Genomic DNA, 19,072 nt, shown 5'->3' with positions numbered 1-19,072 from the left:
CCCGGTACGTCACCGGGGCGGGCGTTTCGTTGTACGTGCTGTCCCGTACGTACGTTTCCCGTACGGGAATGTCAGCGGCGGGACGCCTCGTTCTCGGCCGCCTTCTCCAGCTGGAACGCCTCGTTGCCGAGGCCGATCCGGGCGTGCACCTCGGGCTTGACCGAGCGCAGCACCGCCCCGTACACCAGGCCGCCGACGAGGGCGAGGATGATCACGCCGGGCAGCAGCCAGTTGAGGGCCGAGCCGGGTCCGGAGCCGACGAGGACGTCGAAGTCGCGGACGGTGAAGACGGCGATCGTCAGGAGCGCGAGTCCGGCGAGTGCGGAGGCGGCCAGCCGCGGGGCCTGCGCGCGGCCCGCGCCGCGCTTGACGAAGAAGGCGATGACGGCGAAGGAGGCGGCCGCCATCAGCAGGATGACGCCGAGCGCGCCGACGTTGCCCATCCAGGTGAACAGCCGCAGGACCGGGACGGTGGGGTCGCCGACCGGGTTGTCGTCGGTGAACGCGAACGCCGCGATGATCACGACGGAGACGGCGGACTGGAGCAGCGAACCGGTGCCGGGGGCGCCGCTCGCCCGGTTGGTGCGGCCGAAGCTCGCGGGCAGCAGGCCCTCGCGGCCCATCGCGAACGCGTAGCGGGCCACGACGTTGTGGAAGCTGAGCAGGGCGGCGAACATCCCGGTGACGAAGAGGATGTGCAGGACGTCGGTGAAGGTGGAGCCGAGCCGCTCCTCGGTGAGGCCGAACAGCATGCCGGGGCCCTCCTTGAGGGAGGTGTCGGCGATGGAGCCGGGTCCGGCGGCCACGGTCAGGGCCCAGGAGCTGATGGCCAGGAACAGCGCGGCGTAGCCGACCGCGAGGAACATCACCCGGGAGACCACGATCTGCGGGCGGCTGGTCTCCTCCGCGTACACGGGGGCCTGCTCGAAGCCGACGAACGCGGCGATGCAGAAGCAGAGCGCGGTGCCGAGCCCGGCACCGGTGAGGGTCTCGGGGTTGAAGGCGTGCAGCGACAGGCCCTCGGGGCCCGGCTTGCCCACGGCGGCGATGTCGAAGATCACGACGAGGGCGCACTCGATGACCAGCAGGACGCCGAGCACCTTGGCGTTGAGGTCGATCTTCAGCCAGCCGAGGACGCCGACGACGGCCGCCGAGACCAGGGCCGGTATCCACCACGCCAGTTCGATGTCGAGGTACGTGGCGAAGATGCCGGAGACCTCGAAGCCGAGGATGCCGTAGATGCCGACCTGCATCGCGCTGTACGCCACCAGCGCCACGAGCGACGCCCCGGCGCCGGCGGTCGGGCCGAGGCCCCGGGCGATGTACGCGTAGAACGCCCCGGCGTTGTGGACGTGCCGGCTCATCTCCGCGTATCCGACGCTGAACAGCATCAGGACGATGCCCAGGATGATGTAGAGCAGCGGCTGGCCGACGATGCCCATCACGCCGAAGACCGTGGGCATCACCCCGGCGACCACCATCAGCGGGGCGCTGGCCGCGACCACCGAGAGCAGAAGGCCGGGGGTGCCGAGCCGGTCGGCGCGCAGGGCGCGTTCCTCGCCCTTGTAGGTGTTGATCCCGCCGGTATCGGCCGTCCCCCTGGTGGTGCCGGTCTCGCTGGAAAATGAACTGCCGGTCGACATGGCGGGATGGGTCCCTTTCTCGTGGTTCCTGGTGGTGGGGTGGTGCCCTTCGTGCTTTACGGGGTGCCGAGCGCGTAGGCGCGGGCGGCGGTGAACGCCCCGTGGGGGTCCCGGCCGGAGTACGACCAGGGCGCGGGGGTGGCGTGGGTGCCGATGCGGTGGAAGAGGGCGGCGGCCTCGGCGGGCCGGCCCTCGCAGACCTTGGCGTGGGCCAGGAAGTTCAGGTCGAGGCGGTGGCGCGGGTGGTCGTCGCGCTCCCATTCCAGCCACCAGTCGAAGGCGGCCTTCATCACCTGGCGGGCCCGGCGGCCGGACCAGTGCCCGGAGCGCGCCGGGTCGTCGGGCTCGATACCGGCGGCGACCAGGACGCGGTAGCGCTCGGCGTGGGCGACGACCGGGAGGACGGCCAGCGGGGAGTCGGCGGGGGCCAGTTCGGCGGCCCAGGCGGCGAAGTCGTACACCTCGTGGAGCGGGTCGTGGCCGCCGGCGGGGTCGCTCTCGGCGAGCAGCGCGGTCATCACATGGTGGGCGTGATGGTGGTCGGGGTGGCGGGAACGCACCTCCTCGAAGAGCCTGCCGGTCTCGTCCGCGCCGTCGTCGCGCCCCCGGTCCAGGAGGAGCAGCGCGAGCCAGGGGGTGGGGTCGTCGGGGATGAGGCGGGCGGCGGCCAGACAGGCTTCCCGGGCGCGGGCGGCCTCGTCGGCCCTGGCCTTCGGCCGCAGCGCGCGGACGACCCGGGCGCAGGCCAGGAGGACGGCCGCGTCGGCGCTCTCGGGTTCGACGAGCAGCCAGTCACCGGCCCAGTCCTCGGCGGACGAGGTCTCGGCGAGAGCGAGTACGCGATGTCCGCGGCGGTCCCAGTCCCGCCCGGTGGCCACCAGCAGGGTGCGGGCCTCGGACCATCTGCCCTGGACGAACTGTCCGCGTGCGGCGATGAGTTCGTCGTCGTCGAGGGCCGGGTCGAAGACGTGGTCCGAGCGGCTGCCCCGACGACGGGAGCGACCCAGGGGCGGCGGGGGCGGGGGCATGCCGCGGGCTTCTTTCGATGCGGTGTGCGAGCAGATGATCGCGCACAGCAAAGCGGCAGGCGATGCTCCGCGTCAAGGGGCACCCGTCGGCTACGGCTCCGGCTTCTCGGCCAGTTGGCCGGATCCGGTCGGCCCGTCGGCGGTATCGGCGCAGCGTGCGGGTGGGGCGGGCGGGGCGGGGGTGACGCCTGACACACTGCGTGCATGGAGCCTCGTGAACCCCTCGCCCCCTTCCTTCTCGCCTTTCCCGGGCCGTTGCGCGACCGGTTGGTGGCGGCGGTCCTGTCCGGCGAGAAGGTGTCCACCACCGGCCTGCTGTGCGAGTACGAGCTGGAGCAGGAGGAGCTGCCTCCGGTCGGCGAACGCTCGGCGCTGATCGACTCGGACGGCCGGGAGGTGGCGGTGGTCGAGGTGACCGAGGTGCGGGTGCTGCCGCTGGGGGCCGTCGATCTGCGGCACGCGCTGGACGAGGGTGAGGGGTACGCCTCGGTGGCGGAGTGGCGGGCGGGGCATGAGCGGTTCTGGCACAGCGAGGAGATGCGGGAGGCGTTGGGGGATCCGGCGTTCACGGTGGACGACGGGACGATGATTGTCGCGGAGCGGTTTCGGGTGGTGGAGCGGTTGGGGTGACCGGGGGTTCGGTTCGTCCGCGGGGTGGGGGCGGGCCTTCGGCCGGGTGGACGCCGGGGCTCTGCCCCGGGCCCCGCTCCTCAATCGCCGGAGGGGCTTGAATTTGCGGGCCCGGTCCGCCATGGCCGGAGGGGCTTGAGGTGCGGGCCCGATCCGCGGCGCTCAGGAAGAGCTTGGAACGCCGGGGCTACGAAGCCACTGCTTCTGCCGCCGCCCTGCCCGCCGCCCTGCCCGAGAAGATGCAGCCGCCCAGGAACGTGCCCTCCAGGGAGCGGTAGCCGTGGACTCCGCCGCCGCCGAAGCCCGCCGCCTCGCCCGCCGCGTACAGGCCGGGGAGCGGGGTGCCCTCGGCGGTCAGGACGCGGGAGGACAGGTCCGTCTCCAGGCCGCCCAGGGACTTACGGGTCAGGATGTTGAGGCGTACGGCGATCAGCGGGCCCGCCGCCGGGTCCAGGATCCGGTGCGGTTTCGCCGTACGGATGAGGCGGTCGCCGAGGTAGGCGCGGGCCCCGTGGATCGCGGTGACCTGAAGGTCCTTGGTGAACGGGTTGGCGATCTCGCGGTCCCGGGCGGTGATCTCGCGGCGCAGCTCGGCCGCGTCGATCAGGCCGTCGCCCGTGATCGCGTTCATGCCGCGGACCAGGGCGTCGAGGTCCTTCTCCACGACGAAGTCCGCCCCGTGGTCCATGAACGCCTTCACCGGTGCGGGTACGTCCGCGCGGGCCCGGCCGATCACGTCGCGGACGGACTTGCCGGTCAGGTCCGGGTTCTGCTCGGAGCCGGAGAGCGCGAACTCCTTGCCGATGATGCGCTGGTTGAGCACGAACCAGGTGTAGCCGTGGCCCGAGCCCATGATGTGTTCGAGGGTGCCGAGCGTGTCGAAACCGGGGAAGAGCGGGACCGGCAGCCGCTTGCCGCGCGCGTCCAGCCAGAGGGACGAGGGGCCGGGCAGGATCCGGATGCCGTGCTTGGCCCAGATCGGGTTCCAGTTCTCGATGCCCTCGGTGTAGTGCCACATCCGGTCGCTGTTGATGTGGTGCGCGCCCGCCTTCTCGGCGATGCCCAGCATCAGCCCGTCGACATGGGCGGGGACGCCGGAGAGCATCTTCTCGGGCGGTGTGCCGAGCCGTTCGGGCCACTGGGCGCGGACCAGGTCGTGGTTGCCGCCGATGCCGCCGGAGGTGACGATCACCGCCTGGGCCTTCAGCTCGAAGGGGGCCGTGACCTCACGGCTGCTCGCCGTGCCGCGTTCCGCCCCGCTCGGCTCCAGGATCTCGCCGGTGACCGTGTCGAGCGCCCCGGCCGTGCGGGCGAGGCCGGTGACCCGGTGGCGGAACCGCAGCTGGACGAGCCCCTTGGCGACGCCCTCGCGGACCCGGCGCTCGAAGGGGGCGACGACGCCGGGGCCGGTGCCCCAGGTGATGTGGAAGCGGGGGACGGAGTTGCCGTGGCCGTTGGCGTCGTAACCGCCGCGTTCCGCCCAGCCGACGACCGGGAAGATCCGCAGCCCCTGCTGGTGCAGCCAGGAACGCTTCTCACCGGCGGCGAAGTCGACGTACGCCTCGGCCCATATGCGCGGCCAGCGGTCCTCCTCCTCGCGGTCGAAGCCTGCCGTGCCGAACCAGTCCTGGAGGGCCAGTTCCCGGCTGTCCTTGATTCGCATGCGGCGCTGTTCGGGCGAGTCCACGAGGAAGAGCCCGCCGAAGGACCAGTGCGCCTGGCCGCCGATGGACTGCTCGGGCTCCTGGTCGAGGAGGATCACGGAACGGCCGGCGTCGACCAGTTCGGCGGTGGCCACGAGCCCGGCGAGTCCTGCCCCGATCACGATCACATCAGCGTCGTACGCCATGGGTTCCATCCTGTCGGGGAGGGGGCAGCCGGGCGACAAGTTACCCGTGCGTCAGATCTTGGGTACCCGTCGCTGTCACGTCAACCGTCCGGGTGCTGTTGGATGAAACGCATGACGCCCTCTGACGAGATTCTGGACATCGTCGACGAGAACGACGAGGTCATCGGGCAGGCCCCGCGCGGCGAGGCGACCGCGCGGGGGCTGCGGCACCGCTGCGTGTTCATCGAGGCGCGGGACGCGGAGGGCAGGATCTTCGTCCACCGGCGTACGCCCACGAAGCTGGTCTTCCCCTCGCACTACGACATGTTCGTCGGCGGGGTCGTGGGCGCGGGCGAGTCGTACGACGAGGCGGCGCTGCGCGAGGCGGAGGAGGAGCTGGGGGTCTCGGGGCTCCCGCGGCCGGAACCGTTGTTCCGGTTCCTCTACGCCGACGGCGAGCACACCTGGTGGTCGGCCGTCTACCAGGTCCGGTGCGAGCTGCCGGTCTCCCCGCAGGTGGAGGAGGTCGCCTGGCACGCGTTCCTGGACGACGCCGAGCTGGAGCGGCGGCTCGGCGAGTGGCCCTGGGTGCCGGACGGTCTGGAGGCGCATCGGCGGCTGAAGGAGTTCCGGGCGCGCTCCTCGTAAGGTGCCCGTGTGAACAAGATCGCGCGGAGTGTACGGCTGTGGTTCGCGCCGCAGCGGATCCGGGAGGAGGGGGACACCCCCGACTACCGGTTCTCGCTGGCCAACGAGCGGACCTTCCTCGCCTGGATCCGGACGGCTCTGGCCCTCATCGGCGGGGGTTTCGCCGTCGACCAGTTCCTGCCGGAGCTGGCGTGGGGCGTCCGGGCCGGGCTCGCGCTCGGGCTGCTGGCCGCCGGGGTGCTCTGCGCGCTGCGGGCGGTCAACCACTGGGTGCGGTGTGAACGGGCGATGCGGCGGGGCGAGGACCTGCCGGTGTCCCGGTTCCCGACCCTGCTGAGTCTGGTGGTCGCCGTCGTCGCCGTGGCGATGGTGGTGGTGGTCCTCTTCGGCTGGGAGGGCGTGTGACGGCGGCGACGGACCGGGATCCGGGGCTTCAGCCGGAGCGGACGCGGCTGGCCTGGCGGCGGACGACGCTGACCGCCACGGTGGTCGCGCTCCTCGCGGGGCGGCAGGCGCTGCACAGCGGGGCGACCCCGGCCGCGCTGGTCGCGGTGGCGCTGAGCGCGCTGGCCTGGCTGGGGTTCCTGCTGGTCGCCCACCGCCGGGTGATGGTGCTGGGGGTGGCGCGGCCCGAGCAGCTCGCGCCGCGCGGGGCGCTGACGGCGGCGCTGTGCACGGTGGCGCTGGCGGTGTTCGCGGCGGCGATGCTGTTCTGAAACCGGCCGAACAACACACCTAGGGCGTGCCCCAGTCCACCGTGACCACGATCTTCCCGCGCGTCCGCCCCTCCTGGTTCAGGCGGTACGCCTCGGCGGCCTCCTCCAGCGGGAACACCCGGTCCACATGAACGGTGACGATGCCCCGCTCGGCCAGCTCCGCGACCTGGGCCAGGTCCGCCGCGTCGGGGCGCACGAAGGCGTAACTGCCGCCGTAGGAGAACACCTCGCTGTCCGCGATGGAGGCGAGCCGGCCGCCCGGGGCGAGGGTGTCGGCGGAGGCTTTCAGGGCGTCGCCGCCCACCGTGTCGAAGGAGGCGTCGAAGCCCTCGGGGACCAGCTCCCGCAGCCGTTCGACGAGGCCGTCGCCGTACTCCACGGGCTCCGCGCCCAGGCTGCGCAGGTACTCGTGGTTGCGGGTGCTCGCGGTGCCGACGACCCGGCAGCCGGCGTGCCGGGCGATCTGGACGGCGAGTGACCCGACGCCCCCGGCCGCCGCGTGGACGAGAACGGTGTCGCCCTCGCGGATCTTCAGGTTGCGGTGCAGCACCTGGTACGCGGTCAGCCCGGCCAGCGGCAGGCCCGCCGACTCCTCGAAGCTCAGGCTGAGGGGCTTGCGGGCGAGGGTGCGCACGGGGGCGGCGACGTACTCGGCGAACGTACCGCGCGAGAGGAAGTCCTCGCGGACGTAGCCGATGACCTCGTCGCCCACCGCGAACTCGTCGACGGCGACGCCCGGTTGCACGACGACCCCGGAGACGTCCCAGCCGGGGATCACCGGGAAGACGGCGTCGAGGGCGCCCTGGAGATAGCCCTCGCGGGCCTTCCAGTCGACCGGGTTCACTGCCGCTGCCCGGACCTTGACCAGGACGCTGTCGGGGCCGACCTTGGGGTCGGGCCGCTCGCCGTACTCCATGACGTCGGCGGAACCGTACGCGCTGTAGCTGATCGCCTTCATCCCTCGACCTTCCGCGCAGGTCAGGGTCGCCGCAACTCAGACGGTACGGCCGTGGGTCCCGCCCCTCACCAGCGCGGGACCGCCGGGGTGGTCCAGTCCGGTTCGGCGACGCGCATCGCCGCCGCGTCGTCGCGCTCGCGGTGCGTCCCGTCGTCGTCCAGCCAGCGGCGGTGCAGGGCGGCGAGGCGGTCGCGGTCCAGTTCGACGCCGAGCCCCGGGGCGTCGGAGACCGTGAGTCGTCCGCCGGTGAAGGTGTGGCGCTCGGTGATGACGTCCTCGGTCTGCCAGGGGTAGTGGCTGTCGCAGGCGTACGCGAGGTCCGGCACGGTGGCGGCGACGTGGGTCATCGCGGCGAGGCTGATGCCGAGGTGGGTGTTGGAGTGCATGGAGAGTCCGACGCCGAACGTGCGGCAGACGGCCGCCAGTTCCCGGGTGCGGTGCAGGCCGCCCCAGTAGTGGTGGTCGCTCAGGACGATCTGGACAGCGTCACGGGCGAAGGCCTTGGGGACTTCGGCCAGGGTGGTGACGCACATGTTGGTGGCGAGCGGGACGTCGGTGGAGGCGGCGACGGCGGCCATGCCGTCGGTGCCGCTGGTGGGGTCCTCCAGGTATTCGAGGACGTCCTTCAGCTGGTCGGCGACGTACAGCGAGGTGGGGACGGACCAGGCGCCGTTCGGGTCGAGGCGCAGCGGCCGGCCGGGGAACGCCTCGGCCAGGGCGCGGATCGCGGCGATCTCCCGGTCGGGTTCGAAGACGCCGCCCTTGAGCTTGAAGGAGCCGAAGCCGTAGGTGTCGGCGAAGCGCCGGGCCTGGGCGACCACGCCGGCCGGGTCGAGCGCCGCACCCCAGTCGTCGGCCTCGCCCGCGCCAGGATGGGCGGCCCAGCGGTAGAAGAGGTACGCGCTGTACTCGACGCTGTCGCGGACCTTGCCGCCCAGCAGCGCGTGCACCGGCAGGCCCTGGGCCTTGCCGAGGGCGTCCAGGCAGGCGACCTCGAAGGCGGAGACGACCGAGAGCCGGACCTTCCCGGCGTTCCGGACCCCGCGCAGCCCTCCGGCGTCCACCCGGTCGTCGGCGGTGGCGTGCGATCCGTCGCACACCTCCTCGGCCAGGGCGAACAGCCCGTTCAGATCGGTGACCGCCCGGCCCGGGAGCGCCTGGGCCAGGGAGCGGGCGGGCTCCAGGTAGGCGCCGTCGCCGTAGGTCTCCCCCACTCCGGTGGTTCCGTCCCGGGTGACGACCTCCACGATCAGGCGTGGGGTGTACGGCTGGTGGACGCCCTGCGTGTTCAGCAGGGGCGGATCGGACACGAGGATCGGGGTGAGCCGGACGTCTTCGATCACCAGAGCTGTATTCATACGTGAACTGTATTCAGAGATGCGTTTCACCACCAGAGTCCGGGCGGCTTCCCGAGCGGCAGATCCCGAAGGGCACTGGACGACATACCGACTGGTCGGCATCATGGTTCCGACCAGTCCGCAGTCGCCCGGAGGTACGCACCATGAGCTCAGTCCCCCCACCAGGTCTCGACCCGGAGCTGCTGCGCGGCCATCTCGACCGCGAGCGGCCGGGGCTGGTGAGCGGACCCCTCGAAGCGCGGCTCATCGAGGGCGGCCGCTCGAACCTCACGTACGTCGTCGGGGACGGGACCGGACAGTGGGTGGTGCGCAGGCCTCCGCTCGGCCATGTGCTGGCCACCGCGCACGACATGGCGCGCGAGCACCGCGTGATCAGCGGTCTGCACCCGACGGCCGTCCCGGTGCCGGAGCCGCTGCTGCTCTGCGAGGACGACTCGGTGATCGGCGCGCCGTTCTACGTGATGGAGTACGTCGAGGGCACCCCGTACCGCACCGCCGAGCAGCTCGCCCCGCTGGGCCCCGAGCGCACCCGGGCGGCGGTCCTCGGGCTCGTCGACACCCTGGTCGATCTGCACGCCGTGGACCCGGAGGCGGTCGGGCTCGGGGACTTCGGACGGCCCGAGGGCTTCCTGGACCGGCAGTTGCGGCGCTGGGGCAAGCAGTTGGACGCCTCCCGCAACCGCGACCTGGCGGGCATCGACGAGCTGCACGCCGCGCTCGGCCGGGCCCTGCCCTCCTCCCCCGCGCCCACCGTCGTCCACGGCGACTACCGCCTGGACAACGTGCTGATCGGCTCCGACGACCGGATCAAGGCCGTCCTCGACTGGGAGATGTCCACGCTCGGCGATCCGCTGACGGACCTCGGGCTGCTCGTGATGTACAGCTCGGACCTCGGCCTGCCGAAGTCGCCCGTCTCCACCACCAGCGGGGCGGCCGGGCACCCCACCCCCGCCGAGCTGATCGAGCGGTACGCCGCCCGCTCGGGCCGGGACACCTCCGCCATCTCCTGGTACACCGCGTTCGCCTGGTTCAAGCTCGCCGTGATCCTGGAGGGCATCCACTACCGCTACACCCTCGGCCAGACCGTCGGCGCGGGCTTCGACCGGATCGGCGAGCTGGTCCCCGTCTTCATCGAGCACGGCCTCACCACCCTCCAGGAAGGCTGAACCCCCATGGACTTCGCATTCGACGCCCGTACCGAGGAGCTGCGGAGCAGGCTGCTCGCGTTCATGGACGAGCATGTGTATCCGGCCGAGCAGGTCGCCGAGGAGCAGCGGGCGCGGCTCGCCTCGCCGTGGGACACCCCGGCGGTCGTCGGCGAGCTGAAGGCCGAGGCCAGGCGGCAGGGGCTGTGGAACCTCTTCCTGCCCGACGCGGAGTACGGGGCCGGGCTGACGAACCTCCAGTACGCCCCGCTCGCGGAGATCACCGGACGCTCCCCGCACCTCGCGCCGACCGCGACGAACTGCGCCGCTCCGGACACCGGGAACATGGAGGTGCTGTTCCAGTTCGCCACCGACGAGCAGAAGAAGCAGTGGCTGGAGCCGCTGCTCGCCGGGGAGATCCGCTCCGCGTTCGCGATGACGGAGCCGGACGTGGCGTCATCGGACGCGACGAACATCGAGACGCGGATGATCCGCGATGGCGATGACTACGTCATCAACGGGCGCAAGTGGTACATCTCCGGGGCGATGAACCCGGACTGCGCGGTCTTCATCGTGATGGGCAAGACCGACCCGGACGGCGAGGACATCCGCCGCCAGCAGTCGATGATCCTGGTCCCCCGCGACACCCCGGGCGTGGAGGTGCGGCGCGCGATGCGGGTGTACGGGTACGAGGACCACTCGCACGGCGGCCACGCCGAGGTGGTCTTCCACGATGTCCGGGTGCCCGCGGCGAATCTGATCGGCGAGGAGGGCGGCGGCTTCGCCATCGCTCAGGCGCGGCTGGGTCCGGGCCGGATCCACCACTGCATGCGGCTGATCGGGATCGCGGAGCGGACCATCGAGCTGATGTGCCGGCGAGCCGTGGCGCGTACGGCGTTCGGCAAGCCGCTGGCCGCACAGGGCGTCGTGCAGAACTGGATCGCGGACGCCCGGGTCACGGTGGAGCAGCTGCGGCTGCTGGTGCTGAAGACGGCCTGGCTGATGGACACTGTGGGCAACAAGGGCGCGCACACCGAGATCCAGGCCATCAAGATCGCCACTCCGCGCGCGGTGGTGGACATCCTGGACTCCGCGGTGCAGCTGTACGGCGCGGGCGGGGTGAGCCAGGACTTCCCGCTGGCGGAGCTGTGGGCCTCGGCGCGGACGCTGCGGCTGGCGGACGGGCCGGACGAGGTGCACCAGCGGTCGCTGGCCCGGCGGGAGATCAAGAAGTACCTGTGAGAACGGGTGCGGCCCCCTCCCGAGGTGCTCGTCGGGAGGGGGCCGCAGCCACGTACGTCACCTGTTGTCAGAAGGTGAGCTTCCAGCTGTCGATGTAGCCGGTGTCGGACCGGTAGACGTCCTGGACGCGGAGCTTCCAGGTGCCGTTGGCCGCCTTGGCGGAGGCGTTGACCGTGTACGTCGCGATGACGTTGTCGGCCGAGTCGCCGCTGCTGGAGTTCTTCAGCCGGTACGCGGTGCCGTCCGGGGCGAGCAGGTCCACGACGAGGTCGCCGCGGTAGGTGTGCTTGATGTCGACGCCGACCTGAAGTGCGGCCGGGGCGTTGCCCGTTCGTCCGGTGACCTCGATCGACGAGGTGACCGCCGCTCCGGCGTCCGGGATGGCCACGTCGGTGGTGTTGGTGAACACGCCCTCGCCGGTGGGCGGTTCGCCGGTGCCGGAGGACAGGGTCCAGACGGCGTGGGCGGCGGCGTCGCTGTTGCGGTCCAGGGCGGTGTCGTTGATGTTGCTCAGGTTGTCGCACGACGAGTGGTAGCAGCGGTCGAAGGCCTGGCCCGCGGTCCCGCCCCACTTCTGCGCCTGGGCGGCGGACTTGGTGTAGCCCGCGCCGGTGAAGAGCCCGCCGACGGGGACGCCGGCGTTCTTGAACGGGGCGTGGTCGGAGCGGCCGTCGCCCTCGGTCTCGATCTCGGTCGGGACATTCAGACCCGCGAAGTAGTCCTTGAAGGTCTTCTCGATGACCGGGTCGTCGTCGTAGACGAAGTAACCGGCGTTGGGCGAGCCGATCATGTCGAAGTTGAGATAGCCGGAGAGCTTGGAACGCTCGGCGGACGGCAGGTTGTTGACGTAGTACTTCGAGCCGATCAGGCCCAGCTCCTCCGCGCCCCACCAGGCGAACCGCAGATGCTTGTCGGGCTGGTACCCGGCGCGGGAGACGGCGAGCGCGGTCTCCAGCACGGCGGCCGAGCCGGAGCCGTTGTCGTTGATGCCGGCGCCGGAGGAGACCGAGTCGAGGTGGGCCCCGGCCATCAGGACCTTGTTCGGGTCGCCGCCGGGCCAGTCGGCTATCAGGTTGTAGCCGGTGGCGCCGCTGGAGGTGAACTGCTGGAGCGTGGTGGTGTATCCGGCCGCGTCGAGCTCGGCCTTCACATAGTCGACGGACGCCTTGTAGCCGGGACGGCCGTGGGCGCGGTTGCCGCCGTTGTTCGCGGCGATCGTCGAGAGCTGTGAGAGGTGGGCCTTGACGTTGGCCACGGGGATGTCGGGCGCCGCCGCGACCGCCTCCGGGGTCGGCGCCCCGGCGGCCTGGGCGCTGGGCGCGGCGGTCGCGAGGAGGGCTCCGAGGGCTACGGCGGCGACGGCCGCCGGGGATCTGCGCAGGGTGGAACGGTTCGGTCTCATTCACGGGCTCCGGATTCCGTTGGGGAGTGACGGAACGTGCGGGGGGTCCCCGGCCGCGCGGTGATCCGGCCGGGTCCTGGAGCGTGGGCCCGGACAAGCGGCCCAGAGGTGCGCAATGCGTGACCGATGCTCAAGGAAATGACAGTGCTCCGTCAAGAGCGGAAACCGGACAGGTCCGTTCTATTAACGAACGGATCTCTCCCCGCGAACGCTGGCGCCCCCGGAGGGGGCCGGACATACCTCATACATCCAGACTCGCCCAGCCCGGCGAAGCGGGCCACCGGGTGGCTCCGTGGCGCGGGAGCCGGAGGACGGGCGCTAGGGGGGGTCTTGTCGATCAGGCCGGATCAGGGAGCGGGGTCTGGTGCCGTGCATCGCAAGGCGGAGGAGGGAGTCATGGCGGAGCCATGGCGAGTGACGACAACGCGGCGAGGTGCGGTGCCAGGGCACGCGAGCCCGGCATGATCGGCAAGACACCCCCTACGGGCGCAGGGCCCGCAGCAGCAGGTCCGCGAGGTGGTCGGCGACCTCCTGGCGGCTGAGCGGGCCGTCCGGGCGGTACCAGGTGGAGAGGTGGTGGACGGAACCGAAGTGGTAGTCGACGACCAGGTCGGCGGGGGTGGCGGAGGAGAACACGCCGCTGTTCTGCCCCTCCTCGATCAGCGCCCGGAAGCGCTCGTGGTAGCGGCGGCGCTCGACGCGTACCTGCTTGTTCTTCTCGGGGCTCAGGTGGTGCATGGAGCGGAAGAAGATCGCGGCGTCGTCGAGGTTGTCGATGGTCGTGACCACCACGTCGGCCGCCGCGTCACGGAGCCGCTGCTCGACGGGGGCCTCGGCGTCCGCGAAGGCGTCCAGGCGTTCCTGCTGAAGCCGCAGCACCCGGGCGTAGACCTCCTGGAGCAGGTCCTCCTTGGAGCCGAAGTAGTGGTAGAGCGCCCCCTTGGTGACGCCCGCCGCCTCGACGATCTCCTGGACCGAGGTGCGGTCGTACCCGCGCTCGGCGAAGAGCCGGGTGGCGGCGGCCAGCAGCCTCTGGGGGACGGGAGTGCCGTTCTGGTCCGTCGCCTTGGCCATGAGCCGCCACCTTCCTTTCGTACTGTGCATGTGCTGTTTCGACGCTGTTCTAACGGAGGGAACGCAGTTCCCGCCTGAGGATCTTCCCACTCGCCGTCTTCGGCAGCTCGGTCAGGATCTCCACCTCGCGCGGATACTTGTACGCGGCGAGCCGTTCCTCGCAGTACGCGCCCAGTTCGCCGGGCTCCACGGAGGCGCCCGGGCGCAGGCTCACGTACGCCCGGACGGTCTCCCCCCGGTAGGCGTCGGGCACGCCGACGACGGCCGCCTCCCGCACCGCCGGGTGGGTGTAGAGGACATCCTCCACCTCGCGGGGCCACACCTTGAACCCGGAGGCGTTGATCATGTCCTTCTTGCGGTCCACGACGTACAGCCAGCCCGCCGCGTCCATGAACCCGATGTCGCCGGTGCGCAGCTCGCCGTCCGGGAAGGCGGCGGCGGTGGCCTCGGGGAGGTTCCAGTAGCCGGAGACGACCTGGGGGCCGCGCACCGCGATCTCGCCCTGTTCCCCGAAGGGCACCTCCCGACCCTCCTCGTCGAGGATCCGGACGACGGTGTCGGGCCCGGGGACGCCGACGGAGAGGGTGCCGGAGACCGGGTCGACGGGGGCCTCGTGCTCGGGCGGGACCGAGGCGCAGGGGGCGGTGCACTCGGTGAGCCCGTAGCCGTTGTGGATGTACGGGCCGAAGCCCGCGCGGAACTTCTCCACGAGCGCGGGCGGCAGGGGCGCGCCGCCGGAGGAGATCACCCGGAACGAGGCGAAGTGGTCCGGGGTGACGTCCGGGTGCGCGGCCAGCGCCATGAAGGCGGTGGCCGGGCCGACGGTGTAGGCGGGGCGGTGGGCGGCGAAGGCCTCCAGGACGACGCCCGCCTCGAAGCGGTATGCGAGGACGAGGGTGCCCGCGTTGGCGATGCAGGCGGAGAGCTGGCAGACCATGCCGGTGATGTGGAAGAGCGGGGCGAGCGCGAAGTAGGCGGAGCCCTCGGGGATGGGGTGGCCGGTGCGCTGGCGTTCGGCGTTGACCATGATGTTGCCGTGGGCGTTCATCGCGCCCTTGGGGGTGCCGCTGGTGCCGGAGGTGTAGCTGATCAGGGCGGTGTCGGCGGCGGTGAGTTCGCGGTCCGCCGGGGCCGGGTGCCCGGCGCGGGCGGCGGTCAGCAGGTCGTCCGCGAGGTCGTCGGGGCCGGGGGCCGGGAGCCGTTCGAAGCCGAGGACGCGGGGGTCGTTCACGCTCTGGAGGTCCAGCTCACAGGCGGTCAGCGCGATACGGAGGTCCGGGGCGGCCGCCGCGGTGTCGCGGAGGTACGTCTCCCACGCCCGGTCCGAGCAGATCAGCGCGGTGACCCCGGCGTCCGCGAGGACGTGGCCGACCTCGCCCGCCTTGTACATCGGATTGAGCGGTACGACGGTGGCTCCGGCCTTCCACGCGCCGAGCAGCGCGAGGACGAAGTGCGGGCTGTTCTGGAGCATGATCGCGACCCGGTCGCCGTGGCCGAGCCCCCGGGCGGCGAGGTGCCCGGCCACGGAGTCGGACAGCTCGTCGGTCTCCCGGTAGCTGAGCCGCCCGTCGAAGTAGGCCAGGGCCGGGTGGTCCGGGGCCCGGTCCACGGCGGCCCGCCAGGCGTGGAGGACGGTCGGGGGCGGGGTGACGGGGGCACGCTGGACCTCGCTGAGCAGGGCGAGCCAGGGCTGGGCGGCGTAGATGGAGCCGGCGGGGGCGCCGGGGGCCGGGGCGCCGGGGGGCGTGGCTCCGGAAGGCGCGGCGCCGGTGGGCCGGGCGGTGCCGGAGCCCGGGGCCGTGGGGTCGCTCATGCTTCGCTCCCCTCCTCCCACTGCTGCTGGAGCCGGTTCATCCCGCGCATCCACCGGTCGGGATCGGCGGCGCGGGCCTGGTAGTACCCGGCCACCTCGGGGTGCGGCAGCACCAGGAAGCGGTCGGCGTCCATCGCCTCGAAGAGGGCGTCGGCGACGGCGTCCGGCTCGATGGCGCCGGGGGCGAGGACCAGCTCACCGGCCGAACCGGCGGCGGTCAGCATGTCGGTGCGCACGCCCTGCGGGCAGATCGCGTGGACCTTGATCCCGCGGTGGCGGTAGGTGAGCGACAGCCACTCGGCGAAGGCCACCGCCCCGTGCTTGGTGACGCTGTACGGGGCCGCGCCGATCATCGTCAGCAGCCCGGCGGCGGAGGCGGTGGTGACGAACCGCCCGCTGCCGCGCTCCAGCCAGTCCGGCAGAAGGGCCCTGGCCGCGCGGACGTGGGCCATCACATTGACGTCCCAGGCGGCGGCCCAGACGTCCTCGTCGGCGAACGCGTCACCGGGCGAGGCCAGACCGGCGTTGGCGCAGTAGACGTCGACCGTGCCGTCCAGCGCTTCCCGGGCCGCGTCCACGATCCCCGAGGCGTCCCCGGCGACGGCGATGCCGCCGATCTCCTTGGCGAGCGGTTCGATCCGCGCGAGGTCGAGGTCGTTGACGACGACCCGCGCCCCTCCGGCGGCGAACCTGCGGGCCAGAGCGGCGCCGATGCCGCCTCCGGCCCCCGTGACCACCACGCCGGCGCCCTGCACCGTACCCATCGTCATCCCGCCTCTCCGTTCCGGCTGCACCGGCAGACTAACCGGTCGGTATGTGATCGGGAAGGGTCCGGGAGGAGCGCGCGGGGCGGCTCGGGGAATCGGCGCGGCCCAGGTCGTTCCGCGCGGCCCCGGCCCGCGCTAGCGTGCGTGGCCATGACAGTCGGCGCGATCATGGAGGTAGCGGAATGAGCCTGTCCCGACGTGGTGTGCTGGCCGCGGGAGGCGCGATGGGGGCGCTCGCGGCGACGGCGGCCGGCACGGGTGCCGCATCCGCCGCGTCCGCCGCCTCCGGGCGCGGCCACGGGAAGGGACGCGGCCGGGTGCGTACCGGCTTCGACCGGCTGGCGGCCGACGGCTACCGGCTGCTGCGAGGTCAGAAGGTCGGGGTCGTCACCAACCCGACCGGGATCACCGCCGACGTCCGGCACATCGTCGATGTGATGCACCCGGACGACCGGGTGAACCTGACCGCCGTGTTCGGCCCCGAGCACGGGTTCCGGGGAACGGCGCAGGCGGGCGGCTCCGAGGGGCGTTACGACGATCCGGCGACCGGGCTGCCGGTGTACGACACGTACCTCAAGAGCGGGCAGGACCTCGCGGACATCTTCACGGCGTCGGGCGTGGACACGGTCGTGTTCGACATCCAGGACGCGGGCGCCCGCTTCTACACGTACATCTGGACGCTGTACGACTGCATGGAGGCGGCGGCGCTCGCGGGCAAGCGGCTCGTCGTACTGGACCGGCCGAACCCGGTGACCGGGCGGGAGGCGCTGGGCCCGGTGCTGGACCCGGCGTTCGCGACGTTCGTCGGCCGCCGGGAGATCGCCCAGGCGCACGGGATGACGGTGGCGGAGCTGGCGCTGTTCTTCAACGCGGAGTTCCTGCACGAGAATCCGGTGCGGCTGGACGTGGTGACGATGTCGGGGTGGCGGCGCTCGGACTTCTTCGACGCCACCGGCCTGCCGTGGGTGCCGCCGAGCCCGAACATGCCGACGCCGGAGACGGCGCTCGTCTACTCCGGCACCTGCCTGTTCGAGGGCACGAACCTCTCCGAGGGCCGGGGCACCACGCGCCCCTTCGAACTCCTCGGCGCCGAGGGCATCGACCACCGCTGGGCGGCCGCGGCGAACGCGCTGGAGCTGCCGGGGGTCGCCTTCCGCGAGGCGTACTTCGCGCCGACGTTCTCCAAGTTCCAGGGCAAGACAGTGGGCGGGGTCCAGCTCCACGTCCAGGACCGGGAGACCTTCGACCCGGTCCGCACCGGAATCGCCCTGCTGGTGACGGCGAAGCAGACCTGGAGCGACTTCGCCTGGCGCCCGGACAACTGGATCGACAAACTCACCGGGAACACCCGGGTCCGCACGATGATCGACGCGGGCGCGGACACGGACGCGGTGGTACGGGCATGGCAGCGGGACCTGACGGCGTTCCGGGCGAAGCGGCGGAGGTATCTGCGGTACGGAGGGTAGGGCCTCTGCCGGGTCAGGCTGCCGTGAGGTCCATGTCGCCGAGGTACTCGCCGTCGTCGGTGAGGCCCCGCTTGCGGTAGCCGAGCCCGAGGTAGAACTCCTCGGGACCGCCCTCGCCGGGCTTCCAGGTCACGGTCGACACTGTCCCGCCACGCCGCCGGATCTCCTCGTTGACCGCGCCGACGGCGAACCGCCCGTAGCCCCGGCCCTGCTCACCCGCGGCAACCGCGAGTCGCCAGAGTCCGGAACGGTTCGGGGCGTCCGGCACCTCGGAGTCGAAGTCGAACGGCAGGTCGAAGTACGCCATCACGAAACCGACGGCACGCTCACCGTCACAGATCAGCCGGGGCCAGGCGACAGGATGCACATAGGCCTCGGCCAGGGACTGCGCGACCGGGGAGACGAACTTTCGCTGCTCGGGTGCGACTTCCAGCCGACAGGCGTCGAGCACGTTGTCGGCGGTGATCTTTTCCAGGCGCGGTCGAGCTGTTGTCATGGGGGAACCCAACCTCACGGGCTCGTGCCGGCGCCAGGGGATTTCACCACCGGCGCAAGGACCGCGCGCCCTCGCACCACCCGTCCGTGCGCCGCTCCGCTTCCGCCCGTGGCACCCCGCCCCACATGGGGATTCTCGGCCAATGGGCGGATTTCATCTTTCGATGGAGCCGAAACGGGCAGGCGTACGTCCATTCCATGACGTCCAAGGACGAGCGACGGAGGTGGCGGTGTCATGGCCGGTTTCCGGAGTCTTGCGAGACAGGTCCGAGATCCGCGGGGTGATCTGGCCCTGCGGCGGTATTCGCTGCGGAAGTGTTTGGAGAGGTTCGCCCCGTACGGGCACCGGGCGACCTGGGACCATCTGTGCGCCCGGCACGGGATCGATCCCGAGGACCGGGCGCCCGATCCGGTGCGCCTGATGCGCGCGCTGGACGAGCTGGAGGAGGCGCGGGCCGTCTGGCTCGCGTACGAGGCGGGATTCGCGGAGCGGCGGCGGCGCGAGAAGCACGCGGGGCTGCGGCGGCCCGGCGCGTTCGACGACTGGCACCGGCGCACCTGGGGCGGTCACGGGGTGGCCCGCTGCACCGACCCCGAGGTCCATCCCACGGAGCCGCTCGCGGAGGTCCTGCGCCGGCTGATCGCGGCCCTCGGCGCCGGCCCCGGCTCGGCCTGCCCGGTCTGTGCGGGCACCGGCATCGAGTGGCGGCAGGAGCGCGGCGAGGAGCCGTGGGCAGGGCCGGTGTGCACGGGCTGCGGGATCGCGGTGCCGCAGCCCGCCCTGACCGACCGCACGCTGGCCCGGTCCCGGCTGCCACGGCATCGGAGGCCCGCCGCGGTGGCCGCCGCGTGACGTGAC

18 protein-coding genes are annotated in these 19,072 nt (G+C 72.0%); 8 read left to right on the top strand and 10 right to left on the bottom strand.

The genetic code is table 11. The annotated features are described in order from the left end of the window. Positions 1-71 precede the first annotated feature (71 nt). Together A3Q37_RS14285 and A3Q37_RS14280 are read right to left on the bottom strand one after the other, a co-directional pair. Positions 72-1,643, bottom strand: coding sequence for an APC family permease (locus A3Q37_RS14285; RefSeq protein WP_065483680.1), 1,572 nt, complete (start codon positions 1,641-1,643; stop codon positions 72-74). Between the two features lie 56 nt (positions 1,644-1,699). Continuing rightward, positions 1,700-2,671 (bottom strand): hypothetical protein, encoded by a 972-nt coding sequence (locus A3Q37_RS14280; protein WP_065483678.1) that lies wholly within the window; start codon positions 2,669-2,671, stop codon positions 1,700-1,702. A 204-nt stretch (positions 2,672-2,875) separates the two neighbouring features. On the opposite strand from A3Q37_RS14280, the gene A3Q37_RS14275 reads away from it, so the two are divergent. After that, a complete protein-coding gene (locus A3Q37_RS14275) occupies positions 2,876-3,301 on the top strand; it encodes an ASCH domain-containing protein (RefSeq protein ID WP_065483674.1) in 426 nt (141 codons plus the stop codon). 187 nt (positions 3,302-3,488) lie between these two features. Here A3Q37_RS14275 and A3Q37_RS14270 read toward each other — a convergent pair whose 3' ends face one another. Continuing rightward, positions 3,489-5,150, bottom strand: coding sequence for an FAD-binding dehydrogenase (locus tag A3Q37_RS14270; RefSeq protein WP_065483665.1), 1,662 nt, complete (start codon positions 5,148-5,150; stop codon positions 3,489-3,491). A 111-nt stretch (positions 5,151-5,261) separates the two neighbouring features. Between A3Q37_RS14270 and A3Q37_RS14265 the strand changes: the two genes are divergently transcribed. The 3 genes from A3Q37_RS14265 to A3Q37_RS14255 are packed head-to-tail and all read left to right on the top strand — an operon-like array spanning position 5,262 to position 6,493. After that, positions 5,262-5,777, top strand: coding sequence for an NUDIX domain-containing protein (locus A3Q37_RS14265; protein ID WP_065483661.1), 516 nt, complete (start codon positions 5,262-5,264; stop codon positions 5,775-5,777). Positions 5,778-5,786: 9 nt separating this feature from the next. Continuing rightward, positions 5,787-6,182 (top strand): YidH family protein, encoded by a 396-nt coding sequence (locus A3Q37_RS14260; protein ID WP_065483658.1) that lies wholly within the window; start codon positions 5,787-5,789, stop codon positions 6,180-6,182. Next, on the top strand, positions 6,179-6,493 hold the full coding sequence (locus A3Q37_RS14255) for a DUF202 domain-containing protein (protein WP_065483655.1): 315 nt from the start codon (positions 6,179-6,181) through the stop codon (positions 6,491-6,493). The genes A3Q37_RS14260 and A3Q37_RS14255 overlap by 4 nt, the downstream gene beginning before the upstream one ends. 19 nt (positions 6,494-6,512) lie before the next feature. On the opposite strand, the gene A3Q37_RS14250 is transcribed toward A3Q37_RS14255, so the two are convergent. Together A3Q37_RS14250 and A3Q37_RS14245 are read right to left on the bottom strand one after the other, a co-directional pair. Continuing rightward, entirely contained in the window at positions 6,513-7,451 is a 939-nt protein-coding gene (locus A3Q37_RS14250; RefSeq protein WP_065483651.1) for an NADP-dependent oxidoreductase, read from the bottom strand. A 65-nt stretch (positions 7,452-7,516) separates the two neighbouring features. Next, positions 7,517-8,809 (bottom strand): glucarate dehydratase family protein, encoded by a 1,293-nt coding sequence (locus A3Q37_RS14245; RefSeq protein ID WP_065483647.1) that lies wholly within the window; start codon positions 8,807-8,809, stop codon positions 7,517-7,519. A 143-nt stretch (positions 8,810-8,952) separates the two neighbouring features. Here A3Q37_RS14245 and A3Q37_RS14240 point away from each other — a divergent pair, with 143 nt between their 5' ends. Beyond that, complete coding sequence (locus tag A3Q37_RS14240; RefSeq protein WP_065483644.1) at positions 8,953-9,975, top strand: phosphotransferase family protein; 1,023 nt, start codon at positions 8,953-8,955, stop codon at positions 9,973-9,975. 6 nt (positions 9,976-9,981) lie between these two features. Next, complete coding sequence (locus A3Q37_RS14235; RefSeq protein WP_065483639.1) at positions 9,982-11,196, top strand: acyl-CoA dehydrogenase family protein; 1,215 nt, start codon at positions 9,982-9,984, stop codon at positions 11,194-11,196. Positions 11,197-11,263: 67 nt separating this feature from the next. On the opposite strand, the gene A3Q37_RS14230 is transcribed toward A3Q37_RS14235, so the two are convergent. From A3Q37_RS14230 to A3Q37_RS14215, 4 genes are all read right to left on the bottom strand, one after another. Then, a complete protein-coding gene (locus A3Q37_RS14230; RefSeq protein WP_065483636.1) occupies positions 11,264-12,598 on the bottom strand; it encodes a M28 family metallopeptidase in 1,335 nt (444 codons plus the stop codon). Between the two features lie 480 nt (positions 12,599-13,078). Then, the gene (locus tag A3Q37_RS14225; protein WP_010057064.1) at positions 13,079-13,672 is read right to left on the bottom strand and encodes a TetR/AcrR family transcriptional regulator; all 594 of its coding nucleotides are present in this window, start codon (positions 13,670-13,672) and stop codon (positions 13,079-13,081) included. A gap of 49 nt (positions 13,673-13,721) precedes the next feature. Further along, positions 13,722-15,485, bottom strand: a complete 1,764-nt coding sequence (locus A3Q37_RS14220; RefSeq protein WP_176711416.1) for a class I adenylate-forming enzyme family protein — start codon at positions 15,483-15,485, stop codon at positions 13,722-13,724. Further along, positions 15,482-16,255 carry an SDR family oxidoreductase gene (locus A3Q37_RS14215; RefSeq protein WP_176711415.1) on the bottom strand — a complete coding sequence of 258 codons (774 nt, stop codon included), beginning with the start codon at positions 16,253-16,255 and terminating at the stop codon, positions 15,482-15,484. The genes A3Q37_RS14220 and A3Q37_RS14215 overlap by 4 nt, the downstream gene beginning before the upstream one ends. 179 nt (positions 16,256-16,434) lie before the next feature. Between A3Q37_RS14215 and A3Q37_RS14210 the strand changes: the two genes are divergently transcribed. Further along, positions 16,435-17,718 carry an exo-beta-N-acetylmuramidase NamZ domain-containing protein gene (locus A3Q37_RS14210; RefSeq protein WP_065483632.1) on the top strand — a complete coding sequence of 428 codons (1,284 nt, stop codon included), beginning with the start codon at positions 16,435-16,437 and terminating at the stop codon, positions 17,716-17,718. A 13-nt stretch (positions 17,719-17,731) separates the two neighbouring features. On the opposite strand, the gene A3Q37_RS14205 is transcribed toward A3Q37_RS14210, so the two are convergent. Further along, the gene (locus A3Q37_RS14205) at positions 17,732-18,214 is read right to left on the bottom strand and encodes a GNAT family N-acetyltransferase (RefSeq protein ID WP_065483628.1); all 483 of its coding nucleotides are present in this window, start codon (positions 18,212-18,214) and stop codon (positions 17,732-17,734) included. Positions 18,215-18,448: 234 nt separating this feature from the next. Here A3Q37_RS14205 and A3Q37_RS14200 point away from each other — a divergent pair, with 234 nt between their 5' ends. Then, on the top strand, positions 18,449-19,066 hold the full coding sequence (locus A3Q37_RS14200) for a hypothetical protein (RefSeq protein ID WP_065483625.1): 618 nt from the start codon (positions 18,449-18,451) through the stop codon (positions 19,064-19,066). Positions 19,067-19,072 lie beyond the last annotated feature (6 nt).

The sequence above is a fragment of the Streptomyces sp. PTY087I2 genome, assembly GCF_001687325.1.
GTDB lineage: Bacteria > Actinomycetota > Actinomycetes > Streptomycetales > Streptomycetaceae > Streptomyces.
This window is presented reverse-complemented; position numbering and strand designations above follow the sequence as displayed.

Bases quoted from the DNA above. Each gene is read 5' to 3' on its own strand.
- A3Q37_RS14240 (WP_065483644.1), top strand. From the start codon at position 8,953: ATGAGCTCAGTCCCCCCACCAGGTCTCGACCCGGAGCTGCTGCGCGGC.
- A3Q37_RS14275 (WP_065483674.1), top strand. From the start codon at position 2,876: ATGGAGCCTCGTGAACCCCTCGCCCCCTTCCTTCTCGCCTTTCCCGGG.
- A3Q37_RS14235 (WP_065483639.1), top strand. From the start codon at position 9,982: ATGGACTTCGCATTCGACGCCCGTACCGAGGAGCTGCGGAGCAGGCTG.
- A3Q37_RS14285 (WP_065483680.1), bottom strand. From the start codon at position 1,643: ATGTCGACCGGCAGTTCATTTTCCAGCGAGACCGGCACCACCAGGGGG.
- A3Q37_RS14210 (WP_065483632.1), top strand. From the start codon at position 16,435: ATGAGCCTGTCCCGACGTGGTGTGCTGGCCGCGGGAGGCGCGATGGGG.
- A3Q37_RS14215 (WP_176711415.1), bottom strand. From the start codon at position 16,255: ATGACGATGGGTACGGTGCAGGGCGCCGGCGTGGTGGTCACGGGGGCC.
- A3Q37_RS14205 (WP_065483628.1), bottom strand. From the start codon at position 18,214: ATGACAACAGCTCGACCGCGCCTGGAAAAGATCACCGCCGACAACGTG.
- A3Q37_RS14250 (WP_065483651.1), bottom strand. From the start codon at position 7,451: ATGAAGGCGATCAGCTACAGCGCGTACGGTTCCGCCGACGTCATGGAG.
- A3Q37_RS14230 (WP_065483636.1), bottom strand. From the start codon at position 12,598: ATGAGACCGAACCGTTCCACCCTGCGCAGATCCCCGGCGGCCGTCGCC.
- A3Q37_RS14265 (WP_065483661.1), top strand. From the start codon at position 5,262: ATGACGCCCTCTGACGAGATTCTGGACATCGTCGACGAGAACGACGAG.
- A3Q37_RS14280 (WP_065483678.1), bottom strand. From the start codon at position 2,671: ATGCCCCCGCCCCCGCCGCCCCTGGGTCGCTCCCGTCGTCGGGGCAGC.
- A3Q37_RS14225 (WP_010057064.1), bottom strand. From the start codon at position 13,672: ATGGCCAAGGCGACGGACCAGAACGGCACTCCCGTCCCCCAGAGGCTG.
- A3Q37_RS14200 (WP_065483625.1), top strand. From the start codon at position 18,449: ATGGCCGGTTTCCGGAGTCTTGCGAGACAGGTCCGAGATCCGCGGGGT.
- A3Q37_RS14270 (WP_065483665.1), bottom strand. From the start codon at position 5,150: ATGGCGTACGACGCTGATGTGATCGTGATCGGGGCAGGACTCGCCGGG.
- A3Q37_RS14245 (WP_065483647.1), bottom strand. From the start codon at position 8,809: ATGAATACAGCTCTGGTGATCGAAGACGTCCGGCTCACCCCGATCCTC.
- A3Q37_RS14220 (WP_176711416.1), bottom strand. From the start codon at position 15,485: ATGAGCGACCCCACGGCCCCGGGCTCCGGCACCGCCCGGCCCACCGGC.